Raw genomic sequence first — 15,162 nt, 5'->3', positions numbered from 1 at the left:
ATGGCCACAGAGAACAAAAACTTATCCGTTTACGATAAAAGCAAAATCCCAAACGCGAAGGACCTTCGGTTTGGGATTGTTGTTTCTGAATGGAACGGTGAGATTACCGAGGCGCTGGCCCAAGGAGCCAAAGAGGCACTTTTGGACTGCGGGGCGCTGCCTGAACATATTCTGCGATGGAATGTGCCCGGTAGCTTTGAACTGACATTTGGATGCAAGAAAATGATCCAAACGGAAAAGCTGGACGCCGTTGTTGCCATTGGCAGCGTAATCCGAGGCGAAACCAGTCACTTTGATTTTGTTTGCAGTGCCACCGCTCAAGGCATTAAGGATTTGAACGTGGCTTACGATGTTCCGGTAATTTTTTGTGTGTTGACCGACGACAACATTGAGCAGTCAAGAGCGAGAAGTGGCGGCAAACACGGCAACAAGGGTACCGAAGCAGCTATTGCGGCCATTCAAATGGCAGTTTTGGGCAGGTAATCCTTCAAGGGAAAAGCTAAGGCTAAAAAATACAACAGCTCCATATTCAAATTGACCAAAAAGCAAGAGCTACTTTGTATAGTATCTATTCTTACCTCTTGATTCTTGCCTCTTGCACATGAACTTATTCCCTGTTAACATTTTTTGGGAGGATGGTCCGACCCTTTTTTTCTATTTTGAGTACCTTTGAGGTTGTAGCGATAAGGAAACCATGCGAAACCCTTTAAAACTTAGAAAAAACAAGAGCTTCGATTACTCCCCGAGATATTATAAGGGAGAGGGGAATCCTTATAAAATAGAACACAAGCTTGATAAATTCAGGACTACGGCACATGCCAACAAAGGCCTTAAAAACAAGGTCACCTCTGCAATGGACGATTTGCAGACCGAAGGGGACAAAAACCTAAAGCTGCGTTTTTGGATCATTGTGGCCGTGTTGGTATTGGTATTCCTGTTTATCATCGATTTTGACCTTTCAATATTCCTAAATCCATAATGGCGGATATTATTAAACTTTTACCGGACCATGTCGCTAACCAGATAGCCGCAGGGGAAGTGGTCCAACGACCTGCTTCCGTGGTAAAGGAACTGTTGGAAAACGCCATTGATGCCAGGTCCACCGCGATTAAATTGATCATTAAGGACGGAGGTAAAACGCTTATTCAAGTAGTGGACAATGGCGTGGGCATGAGTGAAACGGATGCTCGACTTTCCTTTGAACGTCACGCCACCTCCAAAATATCATCCGCCCAAGATTTGTTCAATTTGCAAACCAAGGGGTTTCGGGGAGAGGCATTGGCATCCATTGCCGCCATTGCGCATGTGGACATGCAGACCCGTACGGCGGACACCGAAGTGGGCACCCACATCAAAATTGAGGGCAGCAAAATTGTTTCCCAAGATGTAGTGGCCACTCCTCAAGGTACCTCCATATCTGTCAAAAATTTATTTTTTAATATTCCTGCCCGGCGTAATTTTTTAAAGTCGGATCAAGTGGAACTTCGCCATATTACCGATGAGTTCCATCGCGTAGCCCTAGTACATCCCAATATCGAATTTCACTTTTATAACAACGGTTCGGAAATATTCAATTTGCCCATTTCCAAGCACCGGCAACGTATTGCCCATATTTTTGGCAGTAAAATGGATGGCCGGTTGGTTCCCGTAAACGAGGAGACCGAAGTCGTCACCATTTCTGGCTTTATCTGCAAACCGGAGTTTGCCAAAAAGAGTAGGGGAGAGCAATTTTTCTTTGCCAATAACCGCTTTATCAAAAGCCCCTATTTGCATCACGCCGTGGTGGCGGCTTTCGAGGGTTTGATCAAATCCGATGTGTATCCTGGATACTTTTTGTTTCTTGAGGTTGACCCATCATCCATTGACATCAACATCCATCCCACTAAAACGGAGGTAAAGTTTGATGATGAAAACACGCTATATGCCATTTTAAGATCTACCATTAAGCATAGCTTGGGGCAATTTAATGTAGCCCCGATTTTGGATTTTGACCACGACCCCAATTTGGATACGCCCTATTCCTATAAAGAAAAGGGAGCCGTGCTTCCAAAAGTGACGGTGGATGCCAGTTTCAATCCGTTTGAGGACACTACGGCAAAAAGGAGTCATTCTGGAGGTGGTTTTCAAAAACAGAGTAGCAAGGGCTGGGAAAATCTCTACGAGGGCCTCGGCCAACAAAGTGATGCTGACGGTTTCAGCAGTGTGGTGATCGAATCGGAAAATGACTCACAGGGTACGCTGTATTCCGAAGAAAGTGTTGAGGAACATTTGGCCAGTACCTTTCAGTTACGAAGAAAATATGTGGTGAGCACCGTGAAGTCTGGAATGTTGGTGATACACCAAAATAGGGCCCACGAGCGCATTTTGTTTGAAAAGTTTCTGGGCGAGATTACCGTAAAGGAAGGTGTGAGCCAACAACTCTTATTTCCGTTGGAACTGACCTTTAGCAAGCAGGAATTGACCATTTTGAAGGAAATTGAAGAGAGCCTGACAAATATTGGCTTTGCTTTTGAAAGTTTGGAAGAGGAGACTGTAAAAGTGACAGGCGTTCCCATGATGGTTCCAGAGAGCGGGATTGGCACGGTATTGGATCGTTTGATTTCGGATTATAGGGAAGGCTTTGCCGATGGCTCCATTTCGCAGGCTGAAATGTTGGCCAAGGCCCTGAGCAGAAATTTGGCCGTTCGCACGGGCGATGTGTTGGATCAAGAGTCCCAATTGACTTTGGTGAACAATCTTTTTGCTTGCAAGGAACCCACGCTGAGCCCTTTTCATAAAATAACATATACCATTATCTCCGAAGGAGATATTGATAAAAAATTCAACTAGATGGGTAGAATGACCGAGGCAGTAAAACATTTGTTGATCATTAACGTGATCCTGTTTTTTGCCACACAATTATATGGGGACCAGATGTACCAATGGCTATCGTTATGGTTTCCAAAAAATCCGAATTTTGAGTGGTGGCAGGTCGTTACCCACATGTTTATGCATGGCAACCTGATGCATATTCTCTTCAATATGTACGCACTCTGGGCCTTTGGGACACCTTTAGAGCGAATGTGGGGCAAGAACAAATTTTTGTTTTTCTATTTTTCCGCAGGATTGGGCTCTGCTGCATTGCATACAGGGGTAAATTACTTTTTGTTCAACGAAGGAATGAGTGCCTTGGAAGCAGCTGGAATTGCGCGGACCCAGGTATTGGATATCATTGCCAACGGACAATACAGTCCAGGATGGTACGATATTGTGGGCAAGAGCACTGTGGATAGTATGTTGATGGCCTTCAATACCCCAGCGGTAGGCGCTTCCGGTGCCATTTATGGTATATTGGTAGCCTTCGCCTTTATGTATTCAGAAGCCAAATTGATGCTGATATTTTTGCCCGTCCCAATTAAAGCAAAGTATTTTGTACCTATTTTGATTGCCGTAGATTTGATTTTCGGTATAGGAAATGTAAATACCGGAGTGGCACATTTTGCCCATATTGGCGGAGCATTGATAGGATTTATTATGATGTGGTACTGGAAAAAGAACCAGTTCAACAATAATCGATGGGATTAATTTATGATGAACGGAGGACTTCGATACCAGTTTGCTAGGCTGAGCATTGCGGAAAAACTGATAGCCGTTAACGTACTTATATTTTTACTTGACGGTCTTTCAGGTGCCTTGTTGGGCTATTCTTTTTCCAAATGGTTCCATTTGCCAAAAGATTTTTTTGAGTTTTTGGTCCAGCCGTGGTCCTTGGTCACCTATTCTTTTTTCCATGCAGGTCTGGGGCATATTTTTTGGAACATGCTCATACTTTATTTTGCGAGCAGGATTTTCTTGAACCTGTTCGATGAACAACGCTTCATCAATGTCTACTTTTTGGGTTTGATGTTGGGCGGACTTCTATTTTTGCTCAGTTATAATGTGTTTCCCACCTTGGTCAATTCCAATACGGCATTGGTAGGGGCTTCGGCAGGAGTAAACGCCGTTTTGATATTTGTTTGCGCCTACATTCCCAATCAAGAGGTGCGGGTGATTTTCTTTAATATCAAACTGTGGTACATTGGAGTGGCCTTGGTAGTCAAGGATTTGGTGCTTATTGGCATGGGTGATAACATTGGTGGGGGTATGGCCCATTTGGGCGGAGCTTTCTTGGGTTATGTGTATGCCCGTCAACTTTTCAAAGGGAACGATATTGGGGCGGGGTTTACGACGATGAGGAACGGTATTGCCAACCTATTCAAACCCAGAGAGAAGAAGGCCCCTATGAAAACGGTGTACAAAAACAGGACATCGACTACCAGTAAGGCCTATTATGACAAGCAGGCCAAGCAGAAGAAAATAGATTCCATCTTGGACAAAATCAGCAAATCTGGTTACGAAAGCTTGTCAAAGGAAGAAAAGGACTTTTTGTTCAAGGCCGGTAAGGAAGACTAAAGTGTGAAAAATATCTCATTTTTTGATAAAATTATCTTTACTATAAATATCTTGGTAGCCTTGGTATTGGCTATCTCATTGATAGTGCCTTATGTGCCTGCCCAACTAATTTCTTTCCTGGCCCTAGTAAGCTTAATAGTGCCATTTGTTGTCTTGTTAAACTTACTTTTTGTTGTTTATTGGTTATTAAAAAGGAAAAGGAATTTTATGTTGTCCTGTTTTCTATTGGTATTATGGTATTTGTTGCTCGGGTCATTTTATCAATTTTATAATATTGAGGATAATTCAGATTTGAAAAAGGATAAAACTTTATCATTGATGTCTTTCAATGCTCGGAGTTTCAATGAATTAAAACAATTAAAGACTGAGGGAATAGAAGATAGTATATATCATTTTGTTGCAGTACATGACCCAGATATTGTTTGCTTTCAAGAAACATTATACTCTATGAAACGTAACAATGCATTGAGTCAATACAAGTATAAGTTTGTGGATTTTGTTTACGGCGAAGGTAGAGATAAAGTAATACAGTCTATTTATTCCAAGTACCCGATAGTTCATATCGATTCCATAAATTTTCCTAACAGCTCTAATAATGCAATTTACGCAGATCTTTTAGTCGAAGAAGACACTGTCCGAGTATATAACTTACATTTGCAATCGTATAGAATTGTTCCAGGTCTTCGAACTATTCAAAATGAAGAGTCATCAAAATTGTTTGAGAAATCCGGTAGGGTAATGTTAAAGCAATATGAGCAAGCTAAACTGGTAAAAGAAAATATGGATGCTACACCATATAAAAAAATTGTGGTTGGTGACTTTAACAATACACAATATTCCAACGTTTATAAAATAATAAAAGGAGACTTACAGGATACCTTTCTTGAAAAGGGAAAAGGTTTTGGGCGTACTTATGATTTATGGAAGTTTCCTCTCCGTATTGACTATATCCTGGCCGATGAAAACTTCGAGGTACTTTCCCATCAAAACTTTGACCAACACTTATCCGATCACTATCCGGTTATGGCCACCTTACGATTGACATCACATCAATAGGCAATCCATGGAATCTGCGATAATATGGATAATCAAAGCCAATCCGATTATCCGGGTAGGTTTAAAAAATGGTAAGATGGCATAGAGGGCAATGGCCCAATAACTGTGCAAGAAGTGAAACCCTACGCTGCAGCGCTGAGGGTCAAAAAGGGGGTCGGCCCAAAAATGATCAACATCAATCAGAATTCCAGCTAGAAGAATCAATGCAACCTTGATGCGATTGCCCTTAAAAAACCAGAACGCAATGAGTATGGGCACCAAAAAATGAATGCCATAATGGATAAAGTGCCTAAGCATGTTGCAAATCTAAAGGGAAATCTTTCAGGTAGTCGAGGGCATTGGTGCCTTCATTGAACAACAGGTCCAAAATGCTCAAATTGGGAATAAAGCCATGTCGCTCCTCAAACACCTGCGGGTAGGGCTCCATAGACCAGTCTTTTTCTTTTTTGGCCTCTACCAAAAAACGGGCATCGAAGTAAACTTCTGGTCGCACTTCGTAAATCGTGGTTTTTTCATGGGGTACGCCAATCCCTATACACCCTGCAACGGCTTCAATGGTCTTTAGATTGAAATCATAGAGTACATCCTCATCTCCTTCATAAAGCGGTTTAATGTCATCCTCATAAAACTCAAAAAAAGGAGAGGTTCTGTAAGCCGTTTCCAAGGTCCTCCAGTGTTCCTTTTTCCAATTGTAGCTATTCTCGGTGGTGACATCTGCATATTTTTGACGCCCTTCTTTTCCGCCTACATGTTGTATGGGAATGTTGAGCATATGCTTGCCCTTGTCCGTAGCAATGTAGCAACGGTTGCGGTAGGTCTGTTTTTGAAAATTGTCCTTCGCCTCCCAAATCACCTCATGCTGAACAATAGCCGCAAAGGTGGCAATACTTGGAAAATAGGAAGGGTGGACAAGAATTTTCAAGGAACTTCGGTTTTATAATCTTATGCGTTTTTCTTCTTTCGTTTTCGGACGAAATCAAAAATGAACCAAGCGGCCAAAAGTCCGATGAAGTACCAGAAGTAGGAAACAGGTTGGCCACTTCCCCCAACGGTGGTGAACACACGGTCCCATCGTACTCTCCAATTGGCGATACCTTGCCTAAAATTGTCGAAACTCATCCAAAGGAACACAGGTTTCCCCACAATGTGGTCTGCCGGAACGTACCCCCAAGTCCTGCTATCTTCGGAGTGGTCGCGGTTGTCGCCCATCATCCAATAGTAATCCTGCTTAAAGGTGTACGAATCGGCTTCTTCGCCATTAATGAGCACTTTGGTGCCAGTAACCTTTACATCATTATGCTCGTAATCGCGAATGATTTTCTTGTACAATGGAATAGTCCTTGAATTGATGGCTACGGTAGTTCCTGCTTTTGGAATGTAAATAGGACCAAAGTTGTCGTTGTTCCAAGGATATAGATTCGGCTTTTGCGGAAAGGTGTTTCCTCCGTACATGCCTTTGGGCTCTACAGTTTGAACCACGGAATCAATAGCGGGATTATTTCTGAGCGCCGTCACCATATCGTGGGTGAGGTTCGCCATTCGGGAACGTGGTTTTTCTTCGCTAAGGGAAAGCCTTAATTGACGGATAACCTCGGTAGGGATTCCCTGCTCCTGTGTGAACAATTCAATTTTGCCATCTCCAGCTGGCCTTCCACCTGAAATAAAGGGGGCCAAAGCATTGTACTGCGCTTCATTGATGTTAGTAGCGATATATTTGCGGACATAATCTGATGCGTCCACTTCTTCCAAATATCTACTGGAGACGCCATTTTTAGCGTAAATTTCGTAAACGTACATCGGTTTTGCCCTGTCAGACAGTTGAAGCTGTTCCCCATTGATGTAGACATATCCGTTGATGACTTCCAAAGAATCCCCAGGGGTTCCCACGCATCGTTTTACGTAGTTCGATTTTTTGTCGATGGGCTTGATGACCGCTTTTTGTGCCTTGAAAAACTGATACAAGGTATCCGCTGGCAAACTAAAGACGACAATATCGTTTTTCTCCACTTTTTCAAACCCGGGCAATCGCATGTATGGCAATTGCAGTTTGTTGATCCAAGAAGTTTTGTAGGTTTCTGGATTGACGTCGGCCAAATATGAGCGGGTTTTGAGCACAGGAAGTGTATCATGTACCATGGGTGCGGCCAAGGTGGTCATAGGTACGCGAGCCCCATAGTGGAACTTGCTCACAAACAAGAAATCGCCCACACGAAGTGTACGTTCCAAAGACCCTGTGGGTATCACGTAGGGTTGGATAAAGTAAGTATGGACAAAGGTTGCGGCTACGATTGCAAATACAATGGAACTTACCCATTCGCCCAGACCTGTTTTTGGTTTTAGGCTGCGGTCTTCAATGTATTGTACATCTTCAGCGTAGTTGATATAAAAAATGTAAAAACCAAGCGTCAGTATCACCAACCAGGTGTCTACCAATGAGTTTTTGCCAAAGCTTCGGATGGTTTCCACCCATACCACGGGGAACATCAATAAATTGATGATGGGAATGAACAATAAAATGACCCACCACGAAGGCCTGTTGATGATTTTCATCAAAATAATCCCATTATACACGGGTATGGCGGCTTCCCATGCCTTTCTTCCGGCTTTAACGTAGAGTTTCCAAGTTCCCAAGAAATGGATGACCTGAATTATCAGAATAAAAATAATCCACTGAATTCCGTCCATAATACATATTTCTTTGTTAGACTCTCGGCCTAAATTGTTGTTACGTTTTTTAGCTTAGGTTTAACACGTCCTTCATGGTGAACACACCTGTTTTTCCCTGAATCCATTCGGCTGCGATAACCGCACCCAATGCAAAACCTTCCCTGTTGTGCGCTTCGTGCTTTATCTCGATGGTGTCCACGGGGCTTTTATAAAAAATGGTGTGCGTTCCCGGTACCATGCCCTCCCTGATGGATTTTATTGGGATGGTTTTGTCGCCGGATTCATCCAGTTTCCAGTTCTCGTAGGAACTGTTTTCGATAATGCCTTCGGCTAAGGTAATGGCCGTTCCACTAGGTGCATCCAGTTTTTGGGTGTGATGTATTTCCTCCATGGAAACATGATATTGCTCCACGGTCGACATCATTTGGGCCAACTTTTTATTGAGTTCAAAAAAGAGATTAACGCCCAAACTGAAGTTGGAGGCAGAGATAAAAGCACTCTTGTTTTCTTCACAGATACGCACGGCTTGTGAAAACCGGTCCAACCACCCCGTGGTGCCGCTGATTACCGGTACCTGGTTTGTAAAGCAGTTGGTAATGTTATCAAAAGCAGCTTCGGGGGTACTGAAATCAATGGCAACGTCTATGGAGCTGTAATCCACATCTTGTATGGGGTCATCAATTTTTGCTACAATGGTATGGCCCCGTTCTTGAGCGATTTGCTCAATCATTTTTCCCATTTTGCCATATCCGAAAAGAGCAATCTTCATACGCTAAAATTTTATCACCATGGCCATGCCATAGTTAAGGTCGTTGGTAAATGGATTGATGTCTATTACGGGGTTAAAATCCACCGCCAAATCATCACTTACATTATATTGCTTTAAATGGGAATCCACGTTGGCATCGATGATGTTCAAGGCGTAGAGTGCTATGGTAATTACCAAGGCCAAGTCCCTGTCCCGTTGCGTATTTTCTTGAGCCGATTGCAAGGCTTCGGAAGACACGTCGGGACCAACGCCATCCCCATTCAGGTCAAAGAACTCGTCGTCCTCAAAGCCGGCCAGCCGCCGTTTAAACGCATTTCGGGCTCTTCTATATTCGGTGTTATTGAAGGAGTACACATAAATTCCGGTTCCCATGGCTCCCCAGACAATGGGTGCTTTCCAATATCGCTTATTGTAAATTTGACCAAGACCGGGCAGAATAGCAGAATAGAAGGCTGCTTTGCTGGGCGCCAGCGGATTGATGTTCTCTTGCTTTGTAACCTCTTCAAAAGTGACGCCTTTCCCTTTCATGTTTTGTGCAAGGGAGTCTGCCTCTTGGGTCTGCTGAGGTTGCTTTTCGTTTTCCTTTTTCTCTTCTTCTTGAGAAAAACCTAACTGCAACCACAAAAAGGAAAAGAGCAATAAAAGGAGGTTTTTATTCACCTGTCAATAATTTTTTGATACGCTTAAAGTCTTCTTCCGAGTGGAAGGGTATCACAATTTTTCCTTTTCCGTTTTTGGATGTGGTAATATCTACTTTGGTCGCAAGCCGTTCTTTAATGGAATCAAGACTTTTGGAAACGAATTCGGGTACGTCTTGGGTGGATTTTTTCTTGACGGAACCTCCACTTTCAGGTTCTTTTCTTGCTTTCACCAGTTGCTCCGTGGCCCTTACGGACAAACCTTCGGAAACCACTTTCTCGTAAATGGCGATTTGGTCTTTTTTCTTATCAATATTGATAAGCGCCCTACCATGGCCCATGCTGATGAACCCATCACGCATTCCCGTTTGAATAATAGGGTCAAGTTTAAGCAGACGCAGGTAATTGGTAATGGTTGAACGCTTTTTGCCCACACGATCGCTCAATTTTTCTTGCGTGATTTCAATCTCATCAATAAGTCGCTGATAGGACAAAGCGATTTCGATGGGGTCCAAATCTTGCCTTTGGATATTCTCCACCAAAGCCATTTCCAAGGATTCTTGGTCGTTGGCAATACGGATATAGGCAGGAATGGTTTCCAATCCCACCAACTTGGAGGCACGGAACCTACGTTCCCCAGAGACCAGCTGGAATTTGTTGAAATCCAGTTTTCGTACCGTAATAGGCTGTATAATGCCAAGCTCGCGAATGGAACTGGCCAGTTCTTCAAGGGTTTCGTCGTTAAAATTGGAACGTGGCTGAAAAGGATTGACTTCAATGGAATTGATGTCCAGTTCTACTACATTTCCAATGACCTTGTCCGCATTTTTATCCGAAACTGATTTAATATCATTGTCCGGATCATTCAAAAGAGCGGACAGGCCTCTTCCCAACGCCTGTTTTTTTGTTGCTTTCGCCATCTAAACTTTCTCCTTGTTTTTCTTCAAAATTTCGTTGGCCAAGTTAAGGTAATTGGAGGCACCTTTACTACTGGCATCATATTTTATAATGCTTTCGCCATAACTTGGGGCCTCGCTCAGCCTAACGTTTCTCTGGATGATGGTATCAAAAACCATATCCGCAAAGTGCTTTTTCACTTCTTCAACCACTTGGTTGGAAAGTCGTAACCTAGAATCGTACATGGTCAACAACATTCCTTCGATGTCCAAATCGTTGTTATGTATTTTCTGTACACTTTTTACGGTGTTCAATAACTTTCCAAGGCCTTCCAAGGCAAAGTACTCGCATTGAATCGGAATCATTACCGAATCGGCTGCGGTAAGCGCGTTCAACGTGAGCAATCCCAACGATGGCGCACAGTCGATCAATACAAAATCGTACTTGTCACCCAGATTCTTCAGGGCTTCTTTCATCATATACTCCCTGTTGTCCTTGTCCACCAATTCGATTTCGATGGCCACAAGGTCAATGTGAGCAGGGACTAGGTCAACATTTGGGGAGTCTGTGGTAACCGTTACTTCTTCAACGCTCATGGTATGTTCCAAAAGCTGGTAGGTTCCGTTCTCCACGGAATCCACATCAATGCCCAATCCAGAGGTAGCATTGGCTTGGGGGTCTGCATCAATCAGCAGTACTTTTTTTTCCAATACGCCCAGAGAGGCTGCAAGGTTAACCGTAGTGGTTGTTTTTCCAACACCACCCTTTTGGTTTGCTATTGCAATAATCTTGCCCATTTCATAGTAAGTTAGGCGTTAAAAATACGATTATTTAAGATGCGATAAAATGTAATTTGTTAACAGGGGGTGAATAAACCTGCTATGCTGCGTTAAATAAAGTTAAACTTTTAGGCACAAGATGGTTACGAATCCTAATCCAGAAGGATGTTCAGAATTTCTGTGGCCGCATCGGCAATCTTGGTGCCCGGTCCAAATACTGCCACCGCACCGTTGTCCAGCAAATGTTTGTAATCCTGCTTTGGAATCACCCCTCCTACAATCACCATGATATCTTCCCGACCGTATTTTTTGAGTTCTTGAATTACTTCGGGAACCAAGGTTTTATGTCCACCGGCCAAGGAGGAAATACCGAGCACGTGTACATCGTTTTCCACGGCCTGTTTGGCCACCTCGGCGGGAGTCTGAAATAGAGGACCAATATCCACATCAAAACCGAGATCTGCATAGCCAGTGGCTACCACTTTGGCGCCACGATCGTGACCGTCTTGACCCATTTTGGCCACCATTATCCGTGGTCTACGCCCTTCCTGTTCGGCAAAGGCATCGGCCAACTTACGGGCATTTTCAAAACTTTCGTCGTTTTTGATTTCTTTGGAATACACTCCGGTAAAGGATTGGATTTTTGCTCTATACCGTCCAAAGGCACTTTCCATGGCATCGCTGATTTCGCCTAGCGTAGCACGTTCTTTGGCAGCTTCAATGGCTAAAGCTAACAAATTTCCACGGTCGGTGTTGTTCTCCGAGGCTTTTTTGGCTGCGATTCGAATGGCTTCTAGGGCCTGTTCTACTTTTTCAGAGTCTCTTGTGCTGCGGATTTGTTCCAAACGTGCCATTTGCTGCTTGCGTACTTTGGCATTATCCACTTCCAAGATTTGCAGCTCGTCTTCGTTTTCCAGTCGGTATTTATTGACGCCAACAATGACATCTTGGCCACTATCGATACGTGCCTGTTTTTTGGCTGCGGCTTCCTCAATCCGCATTTTAGGGATACCTTTTTCGATGGCTTTGGTCATTCCCCCTAATTTTTCCACCTCTTGAATCAATTCCCATGCATGTTCGGCAATTTCATGGGTCAATTCTTCTACTTTTTGACTACCGGCCCAAGGATCTACGGTTCGGGTAATATGGGTCTCTTGTTGCAGATAGATTTGCGTGTTGCGTGCAATACGTGCCGAGAAATCTGTGGGTAAGGCAATGGCCTCGTCCAAAGCATTGGTGTGCAGGCTTTGTGTTCCACCAAAGGCAGCAGCCATGGCTTCAATAGTCGTTCTGGCCACATTATTGAAAGGGTCCTGTTCGGTCAAGCTCCATCCGCTGGTTTGGCTGTGGGTACGGAGCATTGAGGATTTATCGTTTTGAGGGTTGAACTGTTGCACCATCTTGGCCCAAAGCATCCTTCCCGCACGCATTTTGGCGATTTCCACAAAATGATTCATCCCAATTCCCCAGAAAAAGGAAAGCCTTGGTGCAAATTCATCGATTTTGAGACCTGCCTGTATCCCAGTTCGAATATATTCCACCCCATCGGCCAAAGTGTAGGCCAATTCCATAGCTGCGGGAGCTCCTGCTTCGTGCATGTGGTAGCCCGAAATACTGATGCTGTTGAAACGGGGCATGTTCTTGCTGGTAAACTCAAAAATGTCCGCTACGATTTGCATCGATGGCGTTGGCGGATAAATATAGGTGTTCCGCACCATGAACTCCTTTAAAATATCGTTTTGTATGGTCCCGGATAGCTGTTCCATGGAAACGCCTTGTTCCAAACCCGCAACGATATAAAAGGCCATTATGGGGATTACCGCACCGTTCATGGTCATGGAAACGGACATTTTATCCAAGGGGATACCGTTGAACAAAATCTTCATGTCCTCAATGGAATCTATGGCAACCCCAGCTTTACCCACATCGCCAACTACTCGGTCATTGTCGGAATCATACCCACGGTGCGTGGGTAGGTCAAAAGCTACGGAAAGCCCTTTTTGTCCAGCTTCCAGGTTTCTTCTGTAAAACGCATTGCTTTCCTGGGCGGTGGAAAAACCTGCGTATTGGCGAATGGTCCATGGTCGACGGACGTACATGGTGGAGTAGGGGCCACGCAAAAAGGGAGAGATGCCTGCTGCGAAATTTTCGTGCTCGTAATTTTGGGTCTCGACAGCGCTCGAACTGACAGCCAATTCCAGTTGTTGAAGGTCTTTTCTACTCATTGTTCAATCTTTTTTGTTCGGAAGTTTCAGCTAATCTTCTCGCAATAATGGGTTCAATGATGGTTTTTCTCGCTTTGGTCTTTACAAAAGGGTAAAGCTCGAGACTGTCCTTCATCCGATCTTCAGGATTTTGGTAGGTATTGGTACCCAACGAAACAATTTTTCCCTCATCAAAAAGCTGTTGTTCCTTTTCGGCGCTCTCCTTTATTTTTTGTTGGATGGTTCCCTTTTTTAACCCATCCAAAAATCCACCTCCTTTTTCCAATTTCTTGAAAAGGGCAAGGGCTTTTTCAGCCAATTGGTGCGTAAGTGATTCGATGTAATAGGAACCTGTTGCAATTTGGGATGCTCCGGCCAAATAACTTTCTTCTTTCAACAGTAACAATTGGTTTCGTGCAATGCGTTCCCCAAATTCGTTGTCTTTGTGGTAGAGGGCATCGTAGGGTAGATTACAAACCGTATCCGCCCCGCCCAATACTGCCGACATGCATTCTGACGTGGTTCGGAGCATGTTCACATTGTAATCGTAGAGTGTTTTGTTGCGCTTGGATGGGATTGCCAGGATATGACAACCGCTTTTGATGCCATATTCCGATGCCAAACTGGTCCAAAGCCACCGCAGTGCCCTCAATTTGGCTATTTCAAAGAAATAGTTGCCGCCCACAGCTACGGTAAAGGTAACTGGGAAAGACTTCTCGAGTCCGTTCGAGGAGACATGGTTAAGATACTCATTGGCATGGGCCATGCCATAGGCCAGCTGCTGTACCATGTTGGCGCCCGCATTTTGATAGTGTGAGATATCGATTCCTACGATTGAAATATCCGAAGTACCGAGCTTCACCAGATGATCAAAAATGTCGTGGTCTTTCTCTAATGTATGGTACCAGTTGCCCTCTTTGGCCAAATGTCCAACAATGTCGACGTTCAAATGGGCTTTTGCATTTTTGCTTTTGAGGAGAGACACTAATTTTTGGATGGGTTCCAGGGCCAAAAACTCAAAGTTGAAATAGAGTTGGATGTCTTTCAGAATTATTCCCGACAACAAAGCGTCAAAATCGATTTCCTCATTGGGAACCGTAAAAATCAGACTTTCCACCCCTTTTTTTAGGATTTCCTGAGCTTTGGCATTGGCTTTTTGCGCATCACCCGCATAAATGGATTGACCAACAGACCAATCATGGTTCTTGGGTAGAGGATAGGTGGGAATGTTTTCCAGGTCTTCGGGATGGTAGAACGGTTTTACGTTGATGCCTTCCAACGATTCCCACACCAATGTCTCGTTGTAATCGGCACCTTTAAGGTCCATCTGGATTTTTTGTTTCCACTGCTTGGCGCTAACCTCGGGGAATTCGCTAAATAGGCCGGATTTAGTCATCGTTTTTGTGCTTTAGGCTGTCTTCGTACTCGATCAAGAATATTTCTTCGTTGTCCTTTTTCATGTAATATTTTTCGCGGGCGAGTTTTTCCAACTCCCTTTCATCGGACATCTTTTTCAAGATTTCCTTGTCCTTGGCAATCTCGCTTTTCAGAAATTCTTTTTCCTTCTCCAACTTATCGATTTCATTCTCCAGTTCCAAATGGATTAAAAGGGAATTGGTGTCGAAAAAGGCCATCCAAATCACAAAAATGGTCAGGACCAAAATATATGTATTGGTCATGATCTTGAACCATTTCTTTTTTCTCCATTCCTTTAAGCCCAT

The 15,162-nt window shown here is 43.8% G+C and carries 16 protein-coding genes; 6 read left to right on the top strand and 10 right to left on the bottom strand.

Annotated elements, in window-relative coordinates; genetic code table 11:
• The 6 genes from ribH (at nt 1) to ABNE31_RS15015 (ending at nt 5,487) form a co-directional block, all read left to right on the top strand.
• Nucleotides 1-483: a 6,7-dimethyl-8-ribityllumazine synthase gene (gene ribH, locus ABNE31_RS15040; protein ID WP_293290345.1), complete on the top strand. Its 483-nt coding sequence runs from the start codon at nt 1-3 to the stop codon at nt 481-483.
• A 211-nt stretch (nt 484-694) separates the two neighbouring features.
• Complete coding sequence (locus ABNE31_RS15035) at nt 695-979, top strand: riboflavin synthase subunit beta (protein WP_293284643.1); 285 nt, start codon at nt 695-697, stop codon at nt 977-979.
• A complete protein-coding gene (gene mutL / locus ABNE31_RS15030; protein ID WP_349351725.1) occupies nt 979-2,829 on the top strand; it encodes a DNA mismatch repair endonuclease MutL in 1,851 nt (616 codons plus the stop codon). The genes ABNE31_RS15035 and mutL overlap by 1 nt, the downstream gene beginning before the upstream one ends.
• Nucleotides 2,830-3,564 carry a rhomboid family intramembrane serine protease gene (locus tag ABNE31_RS15025; protein ID WP_179384133.1) on the top strand — a complete coding sequence of 245 codons (735 nt, stop codon included), beginning with the start codon at nt 2,830-2,832 and terminating at the stop codon, nt 3,562-3,564.
• Between the two features lie 3 nt (nt 3,565-3,567).
• A complete protein-coding gene (locus ABNE31_RS15020; RefSeq protein WP_349351724.1) occupies nt 3,568-4,431 on the top strand; it encodes a rhomboid family intramembrane serine protease in 864 nt (287 codons plus the stop codon).
• Nucleotides 4,432-4,434: 3 nt separating this feature from the next.
• Nucleotides 4,435-5,487 carry an endonuclease/exonuclease/phosphatase family protein gene (locus ABNE31_RS15015; protein ID WP_349351723.1) on the top strand — a complete coding sequence of 351 codons (1,053 nt, stop codon included), beginning with the start codon at nt 4,435-4,437 and terminating at the stop codon, nt 5,485-5,487.
• Here the strand turns inward: ABNE31_RS15015 and ABNE31_RS15010 are convergent.
• The 10 genes from ABNE31_RS15010 to ABNE31_RS14965 form a co-directional block, all read right to left on the bottom strand.
• A complete protein-coding gene (locus ABNE31_RS15010) occupies nt 5,476-5,784 on the bottom strand; it encodes a DUF6122 family protein (RefSeq protein ID WP_349351722.1) in 309 nt (102 codons plus the stop codon). The genes ABNE31_RS15015 and ABNE31_RS15010 overlap by 12 nt on opposite strands.
• A complete protein-coding gene (locus ABNE31_RS15005) occupies nt 5,777-6,409 on the bottom strand; it encodes a WbqC family protein (RefSeq protein ID WP_349351721.1) in 633 nt (210 codons plus the stop codon). Before ABNE31_RS15005 ends, ABNE31_RS15010 begins: the two co-directional genes overlap by 8 nt.
• Nucleotides 6,410-6,429: 20 nt before the next feature.
• On the bottom strand, nt 6,430-8,172 hold the full coding sequence (gene lepB, locus ABNE31_RS15000; RefSeq protein WP_349351720.1) for a signal peptidase I: 1,743 nt from the start codon (nt 8,170-8,172) through the stop codon (nt 6,430-6,432).
• Nucleotides 8,173-8,221: 49 nt separating this feature from the next.
• Complete coding sequence (dapB, locus tag ABNE31_RS14995; RefSeq protein WP_349351719.1) at nt 8,222-8,923, bottom strand: 4-hydroxy-tetrahydrodipicolinate reductase; 702 nt, start codon at nt 8,921-8,923, stop codon at nt 8,222-8,224.
• A gap of 3 nt (nt 8,924-8,926) precedes the next feature.
• Nucleotides 8,927-9,583 carry a DUF5683 domain-containing protein gene (locus ABNE31_RS14990; protein ID WP_293284660.1) on the bottom strand — a complete coding sequence of 219 codons (657 nt, stop codon included), beginning with the start codon at nt 9,581-9,583 and terminating at the stop codon, nt 8,927-8,929.
• Nucleotides 9,576-10,481, bottom strand: coding sequence for a ParB/RepB/Spo0J family partition protein (locus tag ABNE31_RS14985; protein WP_349351718.1), 906 nt, complete (start codon nt 10,479-10,481; stop codon nt 9,576-9,578). The genes ABNE31_RS14990 and ABNE31_RS14985 overlap by 8 nt, the downstream gene beginning before the upstream one ends.
• Nucleotides 10,482-11,255 (bottom strand): AAA family ATPase, encoded by a 774-nt coding sequence (locus tag ABNE31_RS14980; protein WP_127141470.1) that lies wholly within the window; start codon nt 11,253-11,255, stop codon nt 10,482-10,484.
• A gap of 134 nt (nt 11,256-11,389) precedes the next feature.
• A complete protein-coding gene (gene scpA, locus ABNE31_RS14975; RefSeq protein WP_349351717.1) occupies nt 11,390-13,462 on the bottom strand; it encodes a methylmalonyl-CoA mutase in 2,073 nt (690 codons plus the stop codon).
• Entirely contained in the window at nt 13,455-14,837 is a 1,383-nt protein-coding gene (locus tag ABNE31_RS14970; RefSeq protein WP_349351716.1) for a methylmalonyl-CoA mutase subunit beta, read from the bottom strand. The genes scpA and ABNE31_RS14970 overlap by 8 nt, the downstream gene beginning before the upstream one ends.
• Complete coding sequence (locus ABNE31_RS14965) at nt 14,830-15,162, bottom strand: septum formation initiator family protein (protein WP_293284668.1); 333 nt, start codon at nt 15,160-15,162, stop codon at nt 14,830-14,832. Before ABNE31_RS14965 ends, ABNE31_RS14970 begins: the two co-directional genes overlap by 8 nt.

Source organism: Flagellimonas sp. MMG031 (assembly GCF_040112705.1).
Lineage (GTDB): Bacteria > Bacteroidota > Bacteroidia > Flavobacteriales > Flavobacteriaceae > Flagellimonas.
This window is presented reverse-complemented; position numbering and strand designations above follow the sequence as displayed.